The sequence below is a fragment of the Streptomyces roseirectus genome (assembly GCF_014489635.1).
In the GTDB taxonomy this organism is placed as follows: Bacteria; Actinomycetota; Actinomycetes; order Streptomycetales; family Streptomycetaceae; genus Streptomyces; species Streptomyces roseirectus.
In genome coordinates this window covers 5,805,753-5,827,393 of the sequence record NZ_CP060828.1, presented here as the reverse complement: position 1 = coordinate 5,827,393, position 21,641 = coordinate 5,805,753, and the positions used below count along the sequence as shown (strand labels likewise).

18 protein-coding genes are annotated in these 21,641 nt (G+C 71.4%); 10 read left to right on the top strand and 8 right to left on the bottom strand.

Going from position 1 to position 21,641, the window contains the following annotated elements:
• The first annotated feature begins 4 nt into the window (after nucleotides 1-4).
• A complete protein-coding gene (locus tag IAG44_RS43750; RefSeq protein ID WP_246562046.1) occupies nucleotides 5-1,009 on the top strand; it encodes a DNA-3-methyladenine glycosylase family protein in 1,005 nt (334 codons plus the stop codon).
• Between the two features lie 466 nt (nucleotides 1,010-1,475).
• Here the strand turns inward: IAG44_RS43750 and manB are convergent, their stop codons facing one another.
• Both manB and IAG44_RS24865 read right to left on the bottom strand, forming a co-directional pair.
• Nucleotides 1,476-2,558: a mannose-1-phosphate guanylyltransferase gene (gene manB, locus IAG44_RS24870; protein WP_187749290.1), complete on the bottom strand. Its 1,083-nt coding sequence runs from the start codon at nucleotides 2,556-2,558 to the stop codon at nucleotides 1,476-1,478.
• 102 nt (nucleotides 2,559-2,660) lie between these two features.
• Nucleotides 2,661-3,845 carry a peptidoglycan recognition protein family protein gene (locus IAG44_RS24865; protein WP_187749289.1) on the bottom strand — a complete coding sequence of 395 codons (1,185 nt, stop codon included), beginning with the start codon at nucleotides 3,843-3,845 and terminating at the stop codon, nucleotides 2,661-2,663.
• A gap of 129 nt (nucleotides 3,846-3,974) precedes the next feature.
• Here IAG44_RS24865 and IAG44_RS24860 point away from each other — a divergent pair, with 129 nt between their 5' ends.
• The 4 genes from IAG44_RS24860 (at nucleotide 3,975) to IAG44_RS24845 (ending at nucleotide 9,925) form a co-directional block, all read left to right on the top strand.
• Nucleotides 3,975-4,733, top strand: a complete 759-nt coding sequence (locus IAG44_RS24860) for a TIGR03089 family protein (RefSeq protein WP_187749288.1) — start codon at nucleotides 3,975-3,977, stop codon at nucleotides 4,731-4,733.
• Between the two features lie 191 nt (nucleotides 4,734-4,924).
• Nucleotides 4,925-6,004: an LCP family protein gene (locus IAG44_RS24855; RefSeq protein WP_187749287.1), complete on the top strand. Its 1,080-nt coding sequence runs from the start codon at nucleotides 4,925-4,927 to the stop codon at nucleotides 6,002-6,004.
• A 244-nt stretch (nucleotides 6,005-6,248) separates the two neighbouring features.
• Nucleotides 6,249-8,030 carry an LCP family protein gene (locus tag IAG44_RS24850; protein WP_187749286.1) on the top strand — a complete coding sequence of 594 codons (1,782 nt, stop codon included), beginning with the start codon at nucleotides 6,249-6,251 and terminating at the stop codon, nucleotides 8,028-8,030.
• 230 nt (nucleotides 8,031-8,260) lie between these two features.
• Nucleotides 8,261-9,925, top strand: coding sequence for an LCP family protein (locus tag IAG44_RS24845; protein WP_246562044.1), 1,665 nt, complete (start codon nucleotides 8,261-8,263; stop codon nucleotides 9,923-9,925).
• On the opposite strand, the gene IAG44_RS24840 is transcribed toward IAG44_RS24845, so the two are convergent.
• Complete coding sequence (locus tag IAG44_RS24840; protein ID WP_187749285.1) at nucleotides 9,926-10,951, bottom strand: glycosyltransferase family 2 protein; 1,026 nt, start codon at nucleotides 10,949-10,951, stop codon at nucleotides 9,926-9,928.
• A gap of 120 nt (nucleotides 10,952-11,071) precedes the next feature.
• Here IAG44_RS24840 and IAG44_RS24835 point away from each other — a divergent pair, with 120 nt between their 5' ends.
• The 5 genes from IAG44_RS24835 (at nucleotide 11,072) to IAG44_RS24815 (ending at nucleotide 15,264) form a co-directional block, all read left to right on the top strand.
• Nucleotides 11,072-12,493, top strand: a complete 1,422-nt coding sequence (locus IAG44_RS24835) for an LCP family protein (protein WP_187749284.1) — start codon at nucleotides 11,072-11,074, stop codon at nucleotides 12,491-12,493.
• A 303-nt stretch (nucleotides 12,494-12,796) separates the two neighbouring features.
• On the top strand, nucleotides 12,797-13,285 hold the full coding sequence (locus IAG44_RS24830; RefSeq protein ID WP_187749283.1) for a VOC family protein: 489 nt from the start codon (nucleotides 12,797-12,799) through the stop codon (nucleotides 13,283-13,285).
• Between the two features lie 11 nt (nucleotides 13,286-13,296).
• Nucleotides 13,297-13,680: a VOC family protein gene (locus IAG44_RS24825; RefSeq protein WP_187749282.1), complete on the top strand. Its 384-nt coding sequence runs from the start codon at nucleotides 13,297-13,299 to the stop codon at nucleotides 13,678-13,680.
• An 82-nt stretch (nucleotides 13,681-13,762) separates the two neighbouring features.
• Nucleotides 13,763-14,554 (top strand): SAM-dependent methyltransferase, encoded by a 792-nt coding sequence (locus IAG44_RS24820; protein ID WP_187749281.1) that lies wholly within the window; start codon nucleotides 13,763-13,765, stop codon nucleotides 14,552-14,554.
• 191 nt (nucleotides 14,555-14,745) lie between these two features.
• Complete coding sequence (locus tag IAG44_RS24815) at nucleotides 14,746-15,264, top strand: RICIN domain-containing protein (protein WP_187749280.1); 519 nt, start codon at nucleotides 14,746-14,748, stop codon at nucleotides 15,262-15,264.
• A 68-nt stretch (nucleotides 15,265-15,332) separates the two neighbouring features.
• On the opposite strand, the gene IAG44_RS24810 is transcribed toward IAG44_RS24815, so the two are convergent.
• The 5 genes from IAG44_RS24810 to IAG44_RS24790 form a co-directional block, all read right to left on the bottom strand.
• Nucleotides 15,333-18,383 carry a S8 family serine peptidase gene (locus IAG44_RS24810; RefSeq protein WP_246562043.1) on the bottom strand — a complete coding sequence of 1,017 codons (3,051 nt, stop codon included), beginning with the start codon at nucleotides 18,381-18,383 and terminating at the stop codon, nucleotides 15,333-15,335.
• Between the two features lie 186 nt (nucleotides 18,384-18,569).
• Nucleotides 18,570-19,193 (bottom strand): HAD-IA family hydrolase, encoded by a 624-nt coding sequence (locus IAG44_RS24805; protein ID WP_187749278.1) that lies wholly within the window; start codon nucleotides 19,191-19,193, stop codon nucleotides 18,570-18,572.
• Nucleotides 19,194-19,286: 93 nt separating this feature from the next.
• Nucleotides 19,287-20,600 carry an LCP family protein gene (locus tag IAG44_RS24800; protein ID WP_187749277.1) on the bottom strand — a complete coding sequence of 438 codons (1,314 nt, stop codon included), beginning with the start codon at nucleotides 20,598-20,600 and terminating at the stop codon, nucleotides 19,287-19,289.
• Nucleotides 20,601-20,761: 161 nt separating this feature from the next.
• Complete coding sequence (locus IAG44_RS24795) at nucleotides 20,762-21,145, bottom strand: VOC family protein (RefSeq protein ID WP_187749276.1); 384 nt, start codon at nucleotides 21,143-21,145, stop codon at nucleotides 20,762-20,764.
• A gap of 11 nt (nucleotides 21,146-21,156) precedes the next feature.
• Nucleotides 21,157-21,555: a VOC family protein gene (locus IAG44_RS24790; RefSeq protein WP_187749275.1), complete on the bottom strand. Its 399-nt coding sequence runs from the start codon at nucleotides 21,553-21,555 to the stop codon at nucleotides 21,157-21,159.
• Between the last annotated feature and the right edge of the window lie 86 nt (nucleotides 21,556-21,641).

The following is a 21,641-nucleotide window of genomic DNA, read 5'->3' as shown; positions in this document are numbered from 1 at the left end:
GTTTGTGGCTGGGCGGTTCGCTCCTCGGGCCACTCGCGCGTCCGTGCGGGGTGGGTATGTCGGGGTGCCCTCGGTGCGGGGTGGGCGGGCGGGGCTCGGGGGGCTTGTCCGGTCGTTCGCTCCCGACGGGCCGCTTGATCTCGGGCTGGTGCTCGGGCCTCTGCGGCGGGGGCCCGGGGATCCCACGTTCCGGGTCACTCCCGACGGGGCCGTGTGGCGGGGGAGTCTCACGCCCTGTGGGCCCGGGGCTCTTCGGGTCAGCCTTGAGGGGGGTGTGGTGCGGGGGGAGGCGTGGGGTGGTGGGGCCGAGTGGCTGCTCGATCAGCTTCCCGCACTGGTGGGGGCGGGGGATGAGCCGTCCGCGTTCGTGCCTCGGCATCGGGTGGTCGCTGAGGTGTGGCGGCGGCGGAAGGGGCTTCGGCTGGGGCGGAGTGGGCTGGTCATGGAGTCGTTGATCCCCTCCGTGCTGGAGCAGAAGGTGACCACCGAGGAGGCTTATCGGGCGTGGGGGATGTTGGTGCGGAAGTTCGGGGAGCCGGCGCCGGGGCCTGCGGCCGGGGGGCGGTTGTGGGTGATGCCGTCGCCTCGGGGGTGGGGGGCGATTCCGTCGTGGGAGTGGCATCTCGCGGGGGTCGATGACAAGAGGGCGGCGACCGTGGTGCGGGCGGTTCGGGTGGCGGCGCGGTTGGAGGAGGGGGTGGGGGTGTCGGCGGAGGAGGCTTGTCGGCGGTTGGAGGTGGTGCCGGGGGTGGGGGTGTGGACGTCGGCGGAGGTGGTGCAGCGGAGTCATGGGGCCGTGGATGTGGTGACCCTTGGGGATCTGCATCTGCCGGGGATCGTGGGGTGGGTGCTGGGTGGGGAGCGGGGGGCTGATGACGGGCGGATGCTGGAACTGTTGGAGGGGTATGCGGGGCAGCGGCAGCGGGCTGTTCGGTTGGTGTTGTTGAGTGGGGTGGTGCCGGAGAGGCGGGCGCCTCGGCAGGCCGTCGGGGATATCCGGGGGATTTGATCTCGCCCCCGCCGCCCCTACCCGTCCCATCCCCAGGGGCTCCGCCCCTTCGACCCCGGGGGGGTGGGGTGGGGGTTAAAAGCTGGGTTCGGGAGGGGCGGGGGTGAGAGCCGGGCTCGGGAGAGGTGGGGGTGAGAACCGGGTTCGGGAGGGGTGGGGTGGTGCGTTGCGGGGTGCGGGTGCGTTGTGGTTGTTCGCGCAGTTCCCCGCGCCCCTAAAAGACTGGGTGCGGCCTTGTCTCGGGTGCCGCGCGTCGGTGCAGCACCGCGTGCCTGAAAGGCAGGGTGCCGTCCCGGAGTTGGGCACGGACTTGGCGCGGTCGTCGCGCATCGGCACAGCCCCGTTCCCTGCACAGCCCCGTCCCCTGTAGCGGGGGAAGTCCAGCGGGCGTTCAAGAAGGGCCCGTGTGCCGGCGTTCCCGGTGGGGGCGGAGTCCTGTGGCTTCGCCCCCGTTTGTCGGGGGGAGTTACTGGTCCGAGGAGAATCTGACCGCGCCTGCGGGGATTTTCGCGTCGCACCAGATTCTTGCTCCGGTGCGGAGTTCGTTGTCGGGGCCGATGATGGCGTTGTCGCCGATGACGGTGCCGGTGAGGATGGAGCGGGTGCCGATGCGGGCGCGGGTGCCGATGAGGGAGTCGGTGATGACGGCGCCGGGTTCGATGACGGCGCCGGGGAGGATGGTGGAGCCGGTGACGCGGGCGCCTTCGGAGATCAGGGCGCCTTCGCCTACGACCGTGCCGCCGGTCAGCTTGGCGTCGGGGGCCACTCGGGCCGTGGGGAGGATGAGGCGGTCGCCGCAGCGGCCGGGGACGGCCGGGGAGGGGGCGCGGCCGAGGACGAGGTCGGCGGAGCCGCGGACGAAGGCGGCGGGGGTGCCGAGGTCGAGCCAGTAGGTGGAGTCGACCATGCCCTGGAGGTGGGCGCCGGCCTGGAGGAGGCCGGGGAAGGTCTCGCGTTCGACGGAGACGGGGCGGCCTGTCGGGATCGTGTCGATGACCGAGCGGCGGAAGACGTAGGCGCCGGCGTTGATCTGGTCGGTGACGATCTCCTCGGGGGTGGTCGGCTTCTCCAGGAAGGCGAGGACCCTGCCCGTGTCGTCCGTGGGGACGAGGCCGTACGCGCGCGGGTCGGTGACCTTCGTGAGGTGGAGGGAGACGTCGGCGCCCGTGGCCGAGTGGGTGTCGACCAGGCGGCGGATGTCGAGGCCCGTGAGGATGTCGCCGTTGAAGATCAGGACGGGGTCGTCGGGGCCGGCGTGCAGGCGCGAGGCGACGTTGCGGATGGCGCCGCCGGTGCCGAGGGGTTCGTCCTCGGTGACGTACTCGATGTGGAGGCCGAGGGCGGAGCCGTCGCCGAAGTAGGGCTCGAAGACCTCCGCGAGGTAGGACGTGGCGAGGACGATGTGGTCCACGCCCGCCGCCCTGGCCCGCGCCAGCTGGTGGGTGAGGAACGGCACTCCGGCCGCCCTGACCATCGGCTTGGGGGTGTGCACCGTGAGGGGGCGCAGCCGGGTGCCCTTGCCGCCGACCAGGAGGATCGCTTCTGTCACCTGTCGTCTCTGCTTCCTGCCGGGACCGGCCGAACTGTCTGTCGGCCGGTCGGGGTTATGCGGGCTCGCCTCGTGTGGTCAGGTCCGGTCACGTTCTCTTCCTCAGCGCCCCTGGTACCGCGCGGCCGACGAGCGGGCCGCGCCGAGCTTGCCGTAGAGCTGACGTCCCGGGCAGTCCGTGGCGAACCCGTCGCGGTGACCGGAGATGACGTTCAGTCGTACGTTCTTTCCTTTTCGGTAGAGATTGCCACCCGCCGACTTCAGATATGTCGTTCCTCTGGGATTGACGCCGTAGATGCCGAGCTTCCACGCCGAGAGGCGGGCGACGGCCTTCACCGCGGCGGCCGCGGGCCGGGCCGCGCCGTACGTGCCGATCACCGCGATACCCACGCTGTTGCCGTTGAAGCCGAGGGTGTGGGCGCCGAGGACCGGCCTGGTCACTCCCCCGGCGCGGCCCTCGTAGATGTTTCCGCACTTGTCGACGAGGAAGTTGTAGCCAATGTCTTTCCAGCCCATGCTCTTGACGTGGTAGCGGTAGATACCGCGAATGACGGACGCCGCCTGGGAGCATCGGTACCGGTTCCCGGTGGCCGTGTGGTGAACGAAGGCCGCCTTGACGCTCTTCGTATAGGAAAACTTCTTCTCCCTCAGCTTCTCGTCGGCCCCCCATCCCTTGCGCGTGACGATGCGCGGCCGGGGCCCGCCGTGCGGCAGGGTCCGGGCGAGTTCGGGGACGACGGTCCCGGCGGCCGGCGCGTTCAGGCGCGCGCGTGCGCGAGGGGGGCCGACGACGGGGGCGTCGGTGGTGCCGGGGTCGACCAGTTCGGCGCGCAGGCCCGCCGGGACGGCCGTCCCGGGCTGGATCCTGACCTCGACGCCGTCCGAGTCGCCGACCCACAGGGGGGCCGTGCCGCCGTGGAGGCGGGCGGTGTCGTGTTCGGGGGTGCCGGGGTCGGCGCCGTGGTCGTCGGCGTGGGTCTCCAGGTCCTGCCAGTCGGACCAGGTGTCGGTGCCGGCGGCGCGGGTGCGGGCCTGGACGGCGGCGTCGAGGTGGGCGGCGGGGTCGTCCCAGACGACGCCGAGGAGGGAGAAGGGGCGGACGTCGCGGCGGGGCAGGCCGGGGGCGGCGCCGACGGCGCGGGTGCGGGGGGTGAGGGGGGTGAGGGGGAGCGACTGGGTGCTGCCCGACACGACGGGCGCCGGCTGGACGGTCGGCGCCGCTGCGGCGGGCGGGAGGGGGGTCAGGGAGAGGGTGACGCCGATCGAGACAGCTAGCAATCCACGCATACCGACGATATTGAACATAGTCCGACATATCTGTCCATCGGGGAGCTGACGGACCGTCGGATGCGTTCGGCCGAACCGGTGAGCGCCGCGCCCACCACGCGCGCGTGGCGCCCCGATACGCTTGCGCGGGTGAACGCCACCGACCGCACCCCCGCCGACCTGCTGCGTTCCGCGCTCGCCGCGGACCCGGCCCGCCCCCTGGTGACCTTCTACGACGACGCCACCGGCGAACGCGTCGAACTCTCCGTCGCCACCTTCGCCAATTGGGTGGCCAAGACCTCCAACCTCCTCCAGGACGGCCTCTCCGTCGAACCCGGCGACCGCGTCGCCCTCCTGCTGCCCGCCCACTGGCAGACGGCCGTCTGGCTGCTCGCCTGCGCCTCCGTGGGCGCCGTCGCCGACGTGGACGGCGATCCCGCGCGCGCGGACGTCGTCGTCGCCGGGCCGGACGCGCTGGACGCCGGGCGCGCCTGCCGGGGCGAGCGGTACGCGCTGTCCCTCGCGCCGCTCGGGCGCCGGTTCCTGCCCGCGCCGCCCGAGGGCTACACCGACTACGCCGTCGAGGTCCCGACCTACGGCGACCGCTTCACCCCGTACGCCCCCGTGGACCCCGAGGAGCCCGCGCTCGTCGTCGCCGGGGCCGAGCTGAGCGGCGCCGAGGTCGTCGAGCGGGCCCGCGCGGACGCCGGGCGGCTCGGGCTGACCGGCCCTTCGGGGCGGCTGCTGAGCGGGCTGCCGTACGACACGTGGGACGGCCTCAGCGCCGGGCTGTACGCGCCGCTCGCCAGCGGGGGTTCGGTGGTGCTGTGCCGGAACCTGGAGCTGGCGGGCGCGGAGACGGTGGCGAAGCGGGTGGAGAGCGAGAAGGTGACGGCGACAGCGCGCTGAGGGGCGTGCCGGGCGGCCGACGTGCCGCGGGCGAAGGTGTCCGCCCGCCCCTCCTCCTCTCACCTCTCCCCCGCCCGCCCCTCCCCCGTTCGGCCCACCACCGCGCCGCACCCCCCTGCCGGGCGCGCCATCGTCGTAGGGACAGGCGTCACAGGGACAGGGAAACCGGCACAGGAGGGGGTCCACTCGGGATGCGGCGGACGCGGTGGTGGTGGATCGGGGGTGGGCTGCTCGCGTGCGCCCTGGTCGCCGGGGTGGGCGGGAGCGTCGTGTACGCGCGGCTGGACGGGAACATCACGCCGGACGAGGCGGCCGCCGCCGAACTCGCGCGGTTCGCGCGGGAACGACCGTCCGCGCTGGTCAAGGACGCGCGGAACGTGTTGCTGATCGGGTCGGACACGCGGGCCGGGGAGGGGAACGGGGCGTACGGGCGGGACTCGGGGACCGAGCGGGCGGACAGCATGATCCTGCTGCACCTCGCGGCGGGGCGGCGCAGCGCCACGGCCGTCTCGCTGCCCCGGGACCTGATGGTCGAGACGCCGGCGTGTCTGAAGGCCGACGGGACGCGCACCTCGCCCACGCTCGGGATGCTCAACCACGCCTTCCAGGAGGGCGGTTCGGCGTGCGCGATCCGGACGGTGGAGGAGCTGACCGGGATCCGGGTCGACCACCACGTCGTCGTCGACTTCCAGGGGTTCAAGGAGATGGTCGACGCGGTGGACGGCGTCCAGGTGTGCCTCGCGCGGCCCGTCGACGATCCGGACGCGGGGCTCAGGCTGCCCGCCGGGAAGGTCACGCTGGACGGGGAGCGGGCGCTCGGGTTCGTGCGGGCACGCAAGACGCTCGGGGGCGGCAGCGACACGGACCGGATGGAACGTCAGCAGACGTTTCTCGCGGCTCTGGTGGAGAAGGTGTGGAGCAATGGCGTGCTGCTCAATCCGGTGAAGCTGTATCCCGTGCTGGACGCGGCGACTTCGTCCGTGACGGCGGATCCGGAACTCGCGGGGCTGCGCGGGATGTACGAACTCGTCCGCGGTCTGCGCGAGATTCCCACCGATCGGGTGCAATTCCTTACGGTACCGAGAGAGTCGTACATCTATAACACCAATCGCGACCAGCTCCTGCAGCCCGCCGCCGGGAAACTCTTCGAACGGCTGCGGGCCGATCTCCCCGTCACCGTCACCTCCGCGCAGTCGTACGGCCACGGTCCGCACACGCCTGCGAACCCCGGGTTCCGGGGCAGCACAGCCGCCGCACAGCGATGTGAGTGAGGCAACCGCCGCGTACCCAAGATTTAACGAACTCCAGTTCCAGGAATTGCGCCGGATTGCCCGATGTAGGGACGTGTAATTTGTCACCGCCGTCGCTTGACACCCGAGCGGGCGGATAGTGTGAGCGCTCCATAGCACTCGGCCGCGACTCCTTCCCCGGGGCCGTGGCACCGAAGACCGAGACCTGAGCGCCTTTACGGGGGAAAAGGGCGCCGCGTGGCCCCGACGGAGGATTCGGACAACCGTGGACGCGCAAGGCCGTGGGCGGGCGGACAACATCGATCCCGCAGACCAGTGGGTGCTCAATCCGAACACCGGCGAATACGAACTGCAACTGGGTACTGCCGCAGCGCAGTCGGCCGTCGCGGCGCCACCGCCCGGGGCCTCTTCCGTGCCCGGCCCCCGCAGAGCGGCGTCCCGCGCGGCGTCCGCCGTCGACGCGCCCGCGCCCGGCCGTGGTTCGCTGCCCGGGGAGCCCGGACGGGACGTGCCGGGGCCACGGCGGCGCAAGGGCGCGCCCGTCGAGGAACCGCTGCCCGGACGCCGGGGGCGCAAGCCCGTCAAGAAGAAGTCCAAGGGCAGGAAGATCCTCGTGTGGACCGGCGGGACCATGGCGTTCCTGCTGGTGGGGACGGCCGGTGCCGCCTACCTCTACATCGAGCACCTGAACGGCAACATCTCCTCCTCCTCCACCGACGGCGCCGGGACCGGCGGGTTCAGCAAGGACAAGGCGATCAACCTCCTGCTGATCGGCACCGACAAGCGCACCGGGGCGGGCAACGAGGGGTACGGGGACGCCGGGAGCGTCGGGCACGCCGACACGACGATCCTGCTGCACGTCTCCAAGGACCGGACCAACGCGACCGCGCTGTCCATCCCCCGTGACCTGATCGTCGACATCCCCGACTGCCCCACCGAGCAGGCGGACGGCACCTCCAAGGTCGTCCCCGGCAGCGAGGGGGCCCGGTTCAACACGAGCCTCGGGCAGGACGGGCGGACGCCGAGCTGCACCATGCGGACCGTGACCGAGCTGACCGGGATCACGCCGGACAACTTCATGGTCGCCGACTTCAACGCGGTCAAGACGCTGACGTCGGCCGTGGGCGGGGTCGAGGTGTGCCTCGCCAAGGACATCGACGACAAGGACTCGCACCTCAAGCTGTCCAAGGGGACGCATCTCATCGAGGGCGAGCAGGCGCTCGCGTTCGTGCGGACGCGGCACTCCGTGGGGTTCGGCGGGGATCTGAGCCGGATCCAGATCCAGCAGCAGTTCCTCAGCGCGCTCATGCGGAAGCTGAAGTCCAACGACACGCTGACCGATCCGACGAAGATGATAAAGCTGGCCGAGGCGGGGACGAAGGCGCTCACCGTCGACAGCCAGCTCGACAGCATCGGCAAGCTCAAGGATCTCGGGCTGGAACTGGGCAAGCTGAACGTCAAGAACCTCACGTTCACGACGATTCCCGTCGTCGACAATCCGGCCGAGAAGGTCAAGGCGACCGTCGTGCTGGATCAGTCGGCCGCGCCCACCGTGTTCCAGATGATCCGGGACGACGTGTCGTTCACGGAGGTCGCTCAGCAGGCCAAGGAGTCCAAGTCGGCCGCTGCTGCTGAGGCTGCCGCCCGGCTCAAGGGGACTCAGGCCGCCGCGTCCGAGGTGCGGGTGCAGGTCATGAACGGGGGGGCGGTGGCCGGGAGTGCTCAGGAGACGTTGAGCTGGTTGCAGAACGAAGAAGGGGTGACGAAGTCCGAGAACGCGGGGAACGCGCCTGCGGAGTTGGCCAATACGACGCTTGAGTACGCGCCTGAGCAGGCCGATCAGGCGCGGAAGTTGGCGGCGATCATGGGGTTGTCGGGGAGTGCGTTGAAGCCGGGGAAGAGTGTGACGAACTCCCAGGGGCTGCCGACGATGACGCTCACGCTGGGGAAGGACTTCAAGGGGGCGGGGGTTTCCATGACCGCGCCCGCGAAGGTGCCGTCCTCGGTGAACAAGTCGACTGCGGACAAGGTGCAGTGCGCGAAGTAGGGGGCGGCGGGGCCGGGTTCGGGGTGGGGGGCTGTGTGCGTTGCGGGGTGCGGGTGCGTCGTGGTTGTTCGCGCCCGCGCGGCGGTAGCCGCACATAGACACAGCCCCGCGCCCCTAAAAGCCTCAAAGACATGGGTGTTGCCCGGAGATGGGCAGTGAACCCTTGATGCTCTGGGCCGTCTTATACAACGCGCGGGCTCTTCCGTGTGTCTCAGAAGGTGACGCGGGCTATGGGCACCGGGTCGGGCAGGCGCGGGGTGGTCCCGGGCCGGGGAGGGCAGGGGATGGCGCAGAGCAGTGCGGTTGAGGGGGAGGCGTCCGCAACGAGGGCTGAGGGGGAGGCTGTTGACGCCGGTTCTGTGGCCGTGTCGCCTCCTGCCGGACGGCGTACTCGGCGGCGGCGGATTCTGCGGTGGTCGGCGAGTGTGCTGGCGGTGGTGATACTCGGGACCGCCGGGGCGGGGTATCTGTACTACCGGCATCTGAACGGGAACATCCGCAGTGATGACCTGAACCTGGGGGACGCGAAGGACCGGGCGGCCACGACGAAGGCGAACGCGGCCGGGCAGCGGGCGTTGAACATCCTGCTGATCGGGTCCGATGCCCGGGACACCGAGGAGAACCAGAAGCTGGGCGGCGCGAAGGACACGTTCGGGGGGCCGCCGCTCGCGGACGTGCAGATGCTGCTGCACGTGTCGGCGGACCGGAGCAACATGTCGGTGGTGAGCATGCCCCGCGACACGCTGCTCTCCATCCCCAAGTGCACCGACCCCGACACCGGCAAGACGTACGCCGCCAGCACCCGGGCGATGACCAACGAGTCGCTGGGGCGCGGTGGTCCGGGGTGCACGGTGGCCACCTGGGAGAAGCTGACCGACATCCACATCGACCACTTCATGATGATCGACTTCGCGGGGGTCGTGTCGATGGCGGACGCCGTCGGCGGCGTCCCCGTCTGCGTGGACGCGAACGTGTACTCGCACACGTCGACCGGCAAGGGCTCGGGGCTGCGGCTCCCGAAGGGCACGCACTCGATCAAGGGCGAGCAGGCGTTGCAGTGGCTGCGCACCCGGTACGGGTTCGAGGACGGCAGTGACCTGGGCCGGGCGAAGGCCCAGCACATGTACATGAACTCGATGGTCCGCGAGCTGCGCTCGAACGCCAAGCTGACCAGCCCGAACAAGCTGCGCAAGCTGGCCGAGGCGGCGACGACGGCGATCACCGTCGACAACGGGCTCGACAGCATCACGAAGATGTACGACCTGGCGACCGAGTTGCAGCGCGTCCCGACGGACCGGATCACGATGACGACGATGCCGAACCGGTACGTCGGCGTCCGCGTCGAGCCCACCGAGGACGCCGACAAGCTGTTCCGCCTGGTCCGCGAGGACATCGCGCTGGACGGCAAGGACAAGGAGAAGGCGTCGGCGTCGCCCACGCCGTCCGCGTCGCCGGTCCTCGCGCCGGTCGCCTCGCCGGACGGGCAGATCGCCGTCCAGGTCCACAACGGGACCCGTACCGACACGCGGGGCTCCGCGCGGGGGCGGGCGTCGGCGGTGGCCGGGGTGCTGACGGCGAAGGGGTTCACGCAGGCCGTGGCGGACCCCTCCCCCGCGACGTCCGAGGCGACGACCGTCGTCCGCTACCCGAGCGCCGACCTGGAGGGCAACGCCCTGCGCGTCGCGAAGGTGCTGGGCATCCCGGCGAGCGCCGTCCACAGGTCCACGGACGTCTCCGGGGTCACGCTGGTCGTCGGCGCGGACTGGCGGACGGGGACGGCGTACCAGGTGCCGAAGGCCGTGCCCGGGGACGACAAGGCCCCGGACACGGCTCAGGCGATCAACGCGGCGGACACCAGCCAGTGCATGCACGTGGATCCGGCGTACACCTGGTGATCACTTCTGGTCGGCGGCGGTGAGGACCGCCGGCCTGCGGGACGCGATGACCTTCCTGGCCAGCGACTTGGGGCTGGTCAGGAAGCCGAACCCCCAGCACATGTGCATGGTCGCGAGGGCGACGGGGATCTGCGCGCGCGCCTTCAGGCCGAGGCCCTTGCCCGCGGGGATCGAACCGGCGACGATCGCCGCCAGGTAGCCGGCGGGGACGACGAACGCGTACGGGGTGACCAGGGCGCCCAGCACGATGCCGAGGGCGATCGCGCAGACGGCCGTCGGCGGGGCCAGGTAGCGGAGGTTGATCGAACCGGCGTGGTAGCGGGCGACGACGTGCCGCCAGCGGCCGTAGTCCTTGTACTGCTTGGCCAGCGCCCGCACCGACGGGCGGGGCCGGTAGGACACCTTCAGCTCCGGCGAGAACCAGATCAGGCCGCCCGCCTCGCGGATGCGGAAGTTCAGCTCCCAGTCCTGGGCGCGGATGAACTCCTCGTTGTAGCCGCCCTGTTGCTCCAGGGCCTCGCGGCGGAAGACACCGAGGTAGACCGTCTCGGCGGGGGCCGCCTCGCCGCCCGTGTGGAAGGCCGCGTTGCCCACGCCGATCTTCGACGTCATCGCGGCGGCGACGGCCCGCTCCCAGTCGTTCTCGCCCTCGGCGTGCATGATCCCGCCGACGTTCTGCGCGCCGGTCTCCTCCAGGAGGCGCACGGCGGTGGCGATGTAGTTCGGGGAGAGCATGCCGTGGCCGTCGACGCGGACGACGATCGGGTGGCGGGACGCCTTGATCGCGGCGTTGAGGGCGGCGGGGGTGCGGCCGGTCGGGTTCGGGACCGTGTGCACACGGGGGTCTTCGGCGACGAGCTGGGCCGCGATCTCGTCCGTGCGGTCCTTGGAGGGACCGAGGGCGATGACGACCTCCATCTCGCCTTCGTACGCCTGCGCGAGGATCGCCTGGACGGCGCCGCGCAGGTGCCGCTCCTCGTCGAGGACCGGCATGATCACGGACACAGCGGGGGGCTTGGCGTTCATAGGAGGCTCACGTTACCGCGAACGGGGGACAGCGATGCGCGCCGCCGTCGTCCGAAGATCGTATGGACCTACGGTGCTCACGGCTCCCCCTGTACGGCCGCCGCCGGAGGTCTCCCCCACATGCCCCGTTCCCCGCACCCGCGCCGCCGCCCGTCACGCCGTCGTACGCGCCCGCGCTGGGCGCTGCGGCTGGCGACCACCCTCTCCGTCGTCGTCCTCGCGTCCGCCGGGATCGGGCACTCCGTCGTCACGACGCTGGACGCGGACATCGCGCGCGTGGACCCCTTCAAGGACATGAAGAACCGGCCGCGCGCGGGGCACGGCATGAACGTGCTGCTGGTCGGGACGGACGGGCGGGACCGGATCGGCGAGGCGGAGCGGCAGCGCTACCGGCTCGGCGGGGCGCCGTGTCACTGCACCGACACGATCATGATCGTCCACATCTCCGAGGACCGGGAGCGGGCCAGCGTCGTCAGTCTGCCGCGCGACAGCTACGCCGACACGCCGCCGCACACCGACGACACGACCGGGGAGCACCACCGGGGGCATCCGGTGCGGATCAACGCGGCGTACGCGGAGGGCGGGCCGCGGCTGACCGTGCGGACCGTCGAGCACATGACGCGGGTGAAGATCGACCACTACCTCGAAGTCGACTTCACCAGCTTCATGAAGACGGTGGACGTGCTCGGCGGGGTCAAGATCTGCACGGCCCAGCCGTTGCGGGACGCCTACACGGGGCTGAACCTCGCCGCCGGTACGCACACGCTGCACGGGGGTGAGGCGTTGCAGTACGTGCGGTCGCGGCACGCCGACGCGTCGTCCGACCTCGGGCGGATGAAGCGGCAGCAGCGGTTCCTGGCGGCGCTGGTGGAGCGGACCACGTCCTCCGGGATCCTCTTCAACCCGCTGCGGTTCCGGGACGTGACGCGTGCGGTGCTCGGGTCCGTGCGGGCCGACCGGGGGTTCGGGACCGACGAGCTGATCGACCTGGGGCGGGCGATGCGGAACTTCTCGCCGTCGTCGTCCGAGTTCATGACCGTGCCCATCGGGCAGATGGGGTTCGCCGTGAAGGGGATCGGGTCGACGCTGAAGTGGGATCCGGTGCGGTCCGCGCGGGTCTTCCAGGCGCTGCGGGACGACAGGCCGCTGTCCTCCGCGAAGCCGCGGGCCGCCGCCGTGCCGGTCGTCGAGGTGGCGCCGGCCGCGATCCATGTCCAGGTCGAGAACGGGTCCGGGACGGACGGGCTGGGGCGGCGGGCCGACACGGCTCTCGCCGGGGCCGGGTTCCGTACGTCCGGGAAGCCGGTGACCTCCGCGCTGCGGGTGTCCCGGACGGTGGTCCAGTACGACCCCCGGTGGGACCGGTCCGCCCGCTCCCTCGCCGCCGCGCTGCCCGGCAGCGAGCTGCGGGCCGTCAAGGGGCTGGGGGCGACGCTCAAGGTGATCGTGGGGGCGGGGTTCGGGGATGTGCGGAAGGTACGGGGGCAGGACGGGGCGGGGGGTGGGGTGGTCCGGGGGGATGAGGTGGGGTGCGAGGGGTAGGGGGCCGGGGTGGTGACGCGTTTCGCAGGGGTGGGGAGGAAGCGGTGAGGGGACGAGGGCGGACGGGGGGTGAGGTGAGGGCACTCGGCGGTGGGGAGCCGGGGTGGAGCTGGGCCGAGGGTGGGGAACGTGGCTGAGCTGCGGCGACGGTTGGGAGGTTGTCACCGATGGCCTTCTGGATCAGTTCCATCGGAATCTCGACCAGGGTTTCGTGAGCGGGAATCCGAAGCCCGTGGTCGGTCGGAGTCTCCCCCTGAACTGGGTTCCCCTCTCCCGTGCTGCCAGTACCCCGCATCTGGGTTGATGCTCCCGAGGCCGGGGCGCGCGGGTCAAGCGATCACAGTTGACGGAACGGGAAACCGCGTAACCTCCCCGGAGCCTGCCGCTCCTCCGGCCGGTCGGGGAGGCTGCCGCAGGTACCGCGCCGATCCGCTCGCCCTCGCCGCCTTCTACCGCGCGGCGACCGGCTGGGAGCCGTACCCCCGCTCCGACGACGGGTTCGCGGGACTGACGACGCCCGACGGCCTGTTCGTCGGCTTCCAGAAGGTGCCCGGTTACCGCGCGCCCACCTGGCCCGACCAGTCGGGCGTCCCCCAGCAGGCGCACCTGGACTTCGACGTGGACGACCTCGCGCAGACGGAGGCCCGCCTGCTGGCCCTCGGCGCCACGAGACCCCCGCACGCCCCGCACGCCCCGGACGAACCCCGCTGGAGGGTTCTCCTGGACCCTGAGGGGCACCCGTTCTGCCTGACCGAGCGCAGAGCAAGCGCCGAGCCTGAACGCCGAGTCTGAGGGAGCCGCCCATGTCCGCCGTCGGCCGATTCCGTTCCGTCGTCGTCGAATGCCCCGACCCGCACGCCCTCGCCGAGTTCTACGCGGCGCTCCTCGGCGGCAAACCGGACGCGGAGAGCGACGACTGGGTCGTCCTGCACACCCCCGGCGGCCCCCGCCTCGCCTTCAACCACGCCCCCGACCACGTCCCCCCGGTCTGGCCCTCCCAGCCCCACGACCAGCAGCAGTTCCACATCGACATCGACGCCGGCACCACCTGGGACGAGATCGACACCGCCGAACACCGCGTCCTCGAACTCGGCGCACGCCCCGCACACCGGGCCGACGAGAACGACTTCCGGGTCTACCTCGACCCGGCCGGACACCCCTTCTGCTTGTGCAGGATCACCGACTGACCGCCCGCCGGGGGTCAGGAGTTGGAAACAAGTGTCCGAAAGTTGACCCCGGAAGGGTGATTCCGGATTTACCTTGGTCCCCATGCTCGGCGCTTCTCACTTCCGGTCCGATGTGTCGCACTCCGCCCGGATATGGAACTACTGGCTCGGCGGGATGGGGCACTATCCGGTCGACGCCGAGGTCGGCGACCGGATAGTCGCGCTGGTCCCGGCGTTGCCGCGCTCGGCGGTCGCGGACCGGCGGTTCCTCGCGCGGGCGGTGCGGCACCTCGCCGGGGACGTCGGCATCCGGCAGTTTCTGGACATCGGGACTGGGCTGCCCATCACGGACAACACGCATGAGATCGCGCAGCGGGTGAACCCCGCGTGCCGGGTCGTCTGCGTCGACAACGACCCGCTCGTCTTCGCGCACGCGCACGCTTTGCTGACGAGTACGCCGGAGGGGGCGGCCGTCTTCGTCGAGGGGGACGTCCACGATCCCGAGGCGATCCTGCGCAAGGCGTCCGCGACGCTCGACCTGAGCCGGCCGGTCGCCATCACGCTCCTCGGGATCCTCAACTTCGTCCTCGACACCGACGAGGCCGCCTCGATCGTCCGGCGCTTCCTCGACGCGGTGCCCTCCGGGAGCCACATCGTCATCTCCCACCCGACGACCGAGGTCGACGGAGCCGCCATGTCCGAGGCCGTCACCTACTGGAACGCCCAGGGGTCGTCCCCGATGACCCTGCGCTCCCGCGCCGAGCTGATCCGCCTGTTCGAGGGTGCGGAACTGCTGGAGCCGGGGGTGGTGACGTGCACGCGGTGGCGGCCGGAGGGGGTGGGGGCGGATATCGGGGCGGTGACGCATTTCGCGGGGGTGGGGAGGAAGCGGTGAGGGGTGGACGGGGGCGGTGAACGCGGCTGAGCTGCGGTGATGGCCAGCCCTTGAGCAACCCCGGGATCTCCCCTAGGGGGTCCGCCACTCGTTCGAGGGATGGTGCGGGACGTGCGTTCGCTTTCATGCTGGTGGGGCGAGACGCGGATGCGGACCGGCACCGCGGGGCCGATCGAGGACGGGGGAAAGCGATGGGGGCAAGGCGTGGAGTGAGGGTGCTGTGGGCGGCGGTCGTGCTGGCGCTCGCCGGGGTGACGGGGATCGCGGGGACCGGCAGGGCGGAGGCCGCCGAGAGGTGGGAGCTGTGGCGCAACGTGGGCAACAACCTGTGCATGACCTCGGCCGACGACCCGGCGAACGCCTTCGTCGGGACGGCGACGTTCGCGCCGTGCGACGCGGGCGACACCCGGCAGTGGTGGTACTGGGACCTGCTGAGCACGGGCGACGTGATGATCGTGAACCACGCGACCCGCCAGTGCCTGGCGGACGTCGCGGGCTGGGGCCTGGCCTGGCTCGGCACCTGTGACCGCGCCGACCGCGACCAGATCTGGGACTCGTCGATCAACGGCAACGGCGAGTGGCACTACGGCTCGGTGGACGACCAGAGGGCGCTGAGCACCCCGTACGTGGCGGGCACCTCGTACGTCACGGCCCGCGGCGACTTCCGGTACGGAGACATCCGATGCTGGTGGCGGCACCTCCCCGTGTGACGGCGAAGGGGCGGGCCCCCGGAACCGTGTCCGGACGCCCGCCCCGAGTGCCGTGGTGGCAAAGGGTGCTACGGCTTGACGGTCAGGACCGTCGTGCCGATGCCGCGCTTGCCGTCCCCGTAGGAGACGAGCCCGAGGTACACCTGCCCGGCCTTGAGGCCCTTCCAGGAGACCTTGCTCTTGGCGAGCGCCGCCGACTTCACCTTCTGGGACGCCGGCGTGGCCGTCGCCTTCACGGTCGGCTTGCCGTTCTTGCCGATCAGCCAGGTGTGCAGCACGTACCGCTGGCTCGCGGACCCGGTCGGCGCGAGCGCCTGGTTGACGAACACGCTGTAGGTGCCCGGCTTCAGGTCGACGTGCTCGTTGTTGCCTTCACCGGGCTGGACGACGGGGTTGCCGTCCTCGCCGAAGACCCACAGGTCGACCTCGCTGCCGGCCTTGAACTCGGACGACACGATCGCGACCCGCGCGAGCGTGGTGCCCGCCGGGACGGTCAGCGTGCTCGCGGCGGTGTGGTCCGAGGGCTTCGTCGGGTCGAGGAGACCGGCCCCCTTGAGGGTGCCCGTCTTCGTCGTACCGGCGTAGAGCCCGTTCACCGAGGTGGTGAAGGTGCCGGTGTAGCCCGCCTTCGGGGCGAGGGCGGCGGAGCCGGTGGCGCCCTTTCCGGCGGCCTCGACGGGCGCGCTCACCTGGGCGGCGCGCAGCGCGACGACGGAGCGCACCGTGTGGGTCTTGTCGGTCCAGTTGACGGCGCCGTAGGCCCACGTGCCGAACGCGGCGCTGGTGCGGGTGAAGGTCACCTTGTAGGTGGCCGAGCGGCCCGGCAGCACGGTCAGCGTCTTCGGGGACACGGTCGCCTTGTAGCCGGCCGGGGTCTGAACGGAGGCGGTGTAGACACCGCGCGTGGCGGCGACGTTGGTGACCGTACGGGTGACGGTCTGGCTGCCCGCGAGGTCACCGACGGCGATCGAGGGGGTGTTGAGGTCGCTCGGGTCGATCTTCTTGACCCGCGCGCAGATGTCGCTGCCGTCGCTCATCACCGGCGCCTGCCCGATGGAGCAGAGGTAGGCGACCCAGTCCACGGCCGTCGAGTTGTAGACCAGCCCGGGGTCGGCCGCGCTGGTGGGGACGACGTGCCCGGCGCCGAAGTCGAGCGGCGTGGCGACGCTGCCGCCGGCGCGCTTGATCGGCTTGCCCGCGCTGTCCTTGGTGGTCGCGGTCGTCATGAGCGCCGACTTGACCTCCATCGGCGTCCACTTGGGGTGCAGCTGGCGCAGCAGCAGGGCGAGCCCGGAGACGTGCGGGGCGGACATGGACGTGCCGGACATGATGCCCTGCTGCCCCGTGAAGCCCGGGGTGCCGGGGGCGACGGCCGCGACGACGTCGACGCCGGGGGCGGTGATGTCGGGCTTGAGCTGGTCGCCGTTGCTGTTGACGTCGGGGCCGGAGGAGGAGAACCCGGCGACCACCGGGGCCTCCTGCTTGACGGCACGCGCGGGGGCGAGCGTCGCCGTCGCGCCGGAGCCGTCCGCGTACGCCTTCACGGCCTCGCCGTCCGCCTTGGCGAGGTGGACGCTCGGGATGGTGTGGGCGTCGGCGATCTCCTCGTCGGTGGCGAGGGTGTTGTAGAGCACCATGCCGGTACCGCCGGCGGCCTTGACCTGGGCGCTCTTGTCGGTGCGGGCGTTGCCGCCGCGCGCGCAGACCACGATCGCGCCCTTGACCTTCGCCGGGTCGAGGGTGTCGGGCATGCACAGGGCCGCGTCCTCGGCCTTGGCGCCGCTCTTGGCGGCCTTGGCGGCGTCGACGAGCGGGCCGGAGGGCACGCCGGCGCCGGCGATGCTGACGCCGCTGTACGCCTTGCCGTTGCCGAGGGTCACGGTGCCCTGGTAGCCGATGCTGTGGCTGGAGGCGGCGACGGTCGTCACCCAGGGGACGCCGTTGGAGGCGGTGCCCGGACCGGAGTTGCCGGCCGAGGCGGAGACGAAGACGCCGGCGCGGGCCGCGTTCAGCATCGCCAGGTACTCGGGGCGGTTCGCCTGGTCGGTGTTCGAGCCGCCGAGCGAGTAGTTGATGACGTCGACCCCGTCGGCCACGGCCTTCTCCAGGGCGGCGACGATGTCGACGGTCCCGCAGCCGTCCGTGTAGCAGATGCGGTAGGCGGCGATCCGGGCGGCCGGGGCGATGCCGGATATCGAGGTGTCGGCTATCCCGCTGTCCGGGACGCGCGCGGAGATGTTCGCGTTGCCGGCGGCGGTGCTCGCGGTGTGCGAGCCGTGCGACTCGCCGTCCAGCGGCGAGGGCCAGTCGTCGGGCTTCGGGTCCGTGATGCTCTTGTTGAAGTACTGGGCGCCGATCACCTTGTTGTTGCAGGTGACGCGGTGCGCCGGGTCCTGGCCCGGGTCGCAGGTGCCCTTCCACTTCCGGTTCACCGTCGCCTGCGCCAGGCTCTCCGCGGGGAGCGGCGCGAAGGACGGGTTGCTCGGGTCGATGCCCGTGTCGAGGTCGCCGAGGATCATGCCGGCGCCGGCCTGCTTGATGCCGCCGGGGATCTTGGAGTAGAGGCCGCCGGGCTTCTTCAGGCCGAGGAAGTCGGCGGTGTCGGCGGCGGGGAGGCCGGCGGCTGCCTTGGCGGCGGCCGTCGCGGTGGCGGTCCTCGTGGTGGCCATGGGGTGGCTCATCACGTTCCGGGTCAGGGACAGGACGCCCGGGGTGCCCGCCAGCTCGTTCGCCTGGCTCGCCGTCAGCTTGGCGGCGAAGCCGTTGAGCAGGAGTTGGTAGCTGTAGAGGGGCTTGACGCCGTCGACCGAGTCGAGGACCTTGTCGCGCTCCTGCTTGAGGTGGCGGACGTGGTCGCGGACGGCGTCGGTCGCGGTGTTCAGCCGGGTGCCGGGCGTGGGCGCCGTCGCCGGGTCGGTGGCGACGGGCTGGTCGGCGAGCTGCACGAAGTAGATGCCGGCCTGGTAGGTCTGCTGCTGCGCGCCGGCGGCGGTCTGGGCCGGGGCGGCGAGGACGGGCGTGGCGGCGGCCAGGACGAGGCTGCCCGCGAGGGCGGGAGCGAGCAGAGCGGCCGCTCTGCGGCCGGCGGTGCGACGCCGGCCGGGGTGGTGCTGGGACAAGGTGGGCCTTCCCCCGCGCATGCCGGCCCACGGGGTGGGGGCATGCGCATGACGATCGCGAATGGAGTGGTCGAATCCCCCGATGAAGGGATCATCTTGTTACTCGGGGGACCGCCGGGGAAACCCCATTCCCTTGAGAACTCAAGAAATTCACAGCAGCTTCACGGATGTCGCCGTGCGTTCTCCTCAGCCGAGCAGCGGTCGCAGCGCGCGCTCCAGGTCGGCCGCCTCGCGGAAGTGCGCCGTCGTCATCCCGAGGGCCCCCGCCGCCTCGACGTTCTCCAGCATGTCGTCCACGAACAGGCACCGTTCCGCCCGGACGCCGGCCCGCTCGGCGGCGAGCTGGTAGATCCGCGGGTCGGGCTTGGCGAGGCCCACGCGCGCGCTGCTGACGACGTCGTCCGCGAGGTCGGTGAGGTGCAGCGCCGCGAGGTCCGCTTCGAGGTCCAGGGTCGCGTTGGTGACGAGGACCAGGGGGACGTGGACGCGGGCGCGGCGCAGGAGGGTGACGACGGCGTCGTCCGCGTGGAACGGGGACTCCAGCAGGGTCCGGCCGAGGTCCCAGGCCGTGGACTCGTCGACCGGGCCGGTGAGTTCGGCGGCGATCGCCGCGGCCCACTCCTGGCCGGTGATGCGGCCCAGCAGCGCCGGGAGGATCGCCTCGCGGGCGAACGCGACCTTGTGGGTGGTGCCTTCGGCGAGGCCGGCCGCGCGCTCCAGGGCGTGGACGCCGGAGCTGTCGAAACGGCGGACGACGTTGTCGACGTCGCACAGGACGGCGTCGAAGGGGCGGGGGGTGGGGTGGGTCACGGCGGTCGAACGGCTCTCTGGAGGCGGGGGGTTCCCGGACGCGGGACGGCTCCCGGGGCCGGGGCGGCCGCCGGGAGCCCGGTGGGGCGGGGGTCACTGACCGGTGACGGTGACCTTCTCGTCGTTGTTGAGCTCCTTGACGAGCTGTTTGACCTTCGACTTGTCCCAGACGAGGTTGCCGCCCGAGGTGCCGGAGATCGGCATGTTCATCGAGGTGCCGTCACCGCCGTTGACGCCCTTCATCGCGAAGAACATCGAGCCCAGGTCCCACAGGCCCATGTCCTTGTCGACGATCAGGGAGTCGAGGCCCGCGCCCATCGTCGGGTACAGCGCGAACGGGTTCAGGACCGTGCCCGGCGTCGCGACCTCGTGCGCCAGCGCGGCCAGGAACTTCTGCTGGTTCTTCGTCCGCTGGAGGTCGGACGCGGCGAACGCGTGCCGGGTGCGGACGAACGCCAGCGCCTCCTCGCCGTTCAGCGTCTGCTTGCCCGCCTGGAAGTCGGCGCCGGAGTACTTGTCCTTGAACGCCTTGTCGATGTCGATCTCCACACCGCCGACCGCGTCGACGATGTTCGCGAACCCGGCGAACCCGATCTCGACGTAGTGGTCGATCCGCAGACCGGTGTTGAACTCGACGGTACGGACGAGGAGTTCGGGGCCGTCGGTGGCATAGGCGGCGTTCAGCTTGATGTGCCGGCCGGTGCCCTCGTAGCGCTTGCCGGACTCGGAGCCGACGAAGGAGGGCAGTTCGACGTCCGAGTCGCGCGGCAGCGAGATCAGCGTGTCGCCGTTGCCGCCGACGTGCAGGATCATCATCGAGTCGGTGCGCTTGCCCTCGGCGGAGCCGGTGTGCAGCTTCTTCTTCTCCTCGGCGGACATGCCCTCACGGCTGTCCGAGCCGACGATCAGGTAGTTGGTGCCGTCGCCGCCGTCGGGGCGGTCGATGACCTTCGAGAGGTCGACCTCGCGGCGGAGCTTGCCGTCGGCCCAGAAATACGTGCCGACGGTCGTGACGACCAGGACGCCGGCGACCGCGATCGCCGTCCACTTGATGCGCCTGCGCCAGTTCGGGGCGGGGCGGTCGCCGCCGGTACGGCCGACGCTCTGGCCGCCGCCACCGCCGTAGACCTGGCCGGTGTTGTAGCCGTCGTAGCCGCTGCTCTGGGGGCCGGCACCCTGGTCCAGATACTGGGGCTGACCCTGGTACTGCCCCTGCCCCTGGTACTGGCCTTGTTGCGGCGGAACGCCGTACCCCTGCGGAGGCGGGGCCGTCGGGCCGCGCCGTACCTGGCGCATCACCTGCGCGCCCTCGGGCTGCGCGTTCGCGCTGCCGTAGCCGTGGCCGCCGCCTGCGTTGCCGCGGCCGCCTCGGTTGTCGCCGGACCATCCCTCGGGCCAATCGTTCATGCGCACAGTGTGCCGGTCGCGCCCGTCCCCTATACAAGACCCGTCGGAAAATCCGATCCCCCCTGTTGCCAAGCCGACACAAAGTCCCGCTTCGTTCACATCCCCATACGGGGGTCAACGTGACATTCGGTTCGGATGGTGCGAGTGAGGCCGAAGTGGCGTCAGTCGGTGATCCTGCACAAGCAGAAGGGGTGTCCGGCCGGGTCGAGGTAGACCCGGAAGTCGTTCTCGTCGGCCCGGTGTGCGGGGCGTGCGCCGAGTTCGAGGACGCGGTGTTCGGCGGTGTCGATCTCGTCCCAGGTGGTGCCGGCGTCGATGTCGATGTGGAACTGCTGCTGGTCGTGGGGCTGGGAGGGCCAGACCGGGGGGACGTGGTCGGGGGCGTGGTTGAAGGCGAGGCGGGGGCCGCCGGGGGTGTGCAGGACGACCCAGTCGTCGTTCTCCGCGTCCGGTTTGCCGCCGAGGAGCGCCGCGTAGAACTCGGCGAGGGCGTGCGGGTCGGGGCATTCGACGACGACGGAGTGGAATCGGCCGACGGCGGACATGGGCGGCTCCCTCAGACTCGGCGTTCAGGCTCGGCGCTTGCTCTGCGCTCGGTCAGGCAGAACGGGTGCCCCTCAGGGTCCAGCAGAACCCTCCAGCGGGGTTCGTCCGGGACGTGCGGGACGTGCGGGGGTCTCGTGGCGCCGAGGGCCAGCAGGCGGGCCTCCGTCTGCGCGAGGTCGTCCACGTCGAAGTCCAGGTGCGCCTGCTGGGGGACGCCCGACTGGTCGGGCCAGGTGGGCGCGCGGTAACCGGCCACCTTCTGGAACCCGACGAACAGGCCGTCGGACGTCGTCAGCCCCGCGAACCCGTCGTCGGAGCGGGGGTGCGGCTCCCAGCCGGCCGCCTCGCGGTAGAAGGCCGCGAGGGCAAGCGGGTCGGCGCAGTCCAGCGTCACGGCGGTCAGTCTCATCGGTCCCTCTGTTCCCGTGCCCCACCGGCCCCGGACAGGGCGCGGCCCCCGGCATCATCGACGCCGGGGCCGGACAGCGGAACCGG

Coding starts and splice junctions, on each gene's coding strand:
- IAG44_RS24865 (WP_187749289.1), bottom strand. CDS start 3,845: ATGCGTGGATTGCTAGCTGTCTCGATCGGCGTCACCCTCTCCCTGACC.
- IAG44_RS24795 (WP_187749276.1), bottom strand. CDS start 21,145: ATGTCCGCCGTCGGCCGATTCCACTCCGTCGTCGTCGAATGCCCCGAC.
- IAG44_RS24840 (WP_187749285.1), bottom strand. CDS start 10,951: ATGAACGCCAAGCCCCCCGCTGTGTCCGTGATCATGCCGGTCCTCGAC.
- IAG44_RS24845 (WP_246562044.1), top strand. CDS start 8,261: ATGGGCACCGGGTCGGGCAGGCGCGGGGTGGTCCCGGGCCGGGGAGGG.
- IAG44_RS24790 (WP_187749275.1), bottom strand. CDS start 21,555: ATGAGACTGACCGCCGTGACGCTGGACTGCGCCGACCCGCTTGCCCTC.
- IAG44_RS24830 (WP_187749283.1), top strand. CDS start 12,797: ATGCTCCCGAGGCCGGGGCGCGCGGGTCAAGCGATCACAGTTGACGGA.
- IAG44_RS24820 (WP_187749281.1), top strand. CDS start 13,763: ATGCTCGGCGCTTCTCACTTCCGGTCCGATGTGTCGCACTCCGCCCGG.
- IAG44_RS24825 (WP_187749282.1), top strand. CDS start 13,297: ATGTCCGCCGTCGGCCGATTCCGTTCCGTCGTCGTCGAATGCCCCGAC.
- IAG44_RS24815 (WP_187749280.1), top strand. CDS start 14,746: ATGGGGGCAAGGCGTGGAGTGAGGGTGCTGTGGGCGGCGGTCGTGCTG.
- IAG44_RS24835 (WP_187749284.1), top strand. CDS start 11,072: ATGCCCCGTTCCCCGCACCCGCGCCGCCGCCCGTCACGCCGTCGTACG.
- IAG44_RS24855 (WP_187749287.1), top strand. CDS start 4,925: ATGCGGCGGACGCGGTGGTGGTGGATCGGGGGTGGGCTGCTCGCGTGC.
- IAG44_RS24800 (WP_187749277.1), bottom strand. CDS start 20,600: ATGAACGATTGGCCCGAGGGATGGTCCGGCGACAACCGAGGCGGCCGC.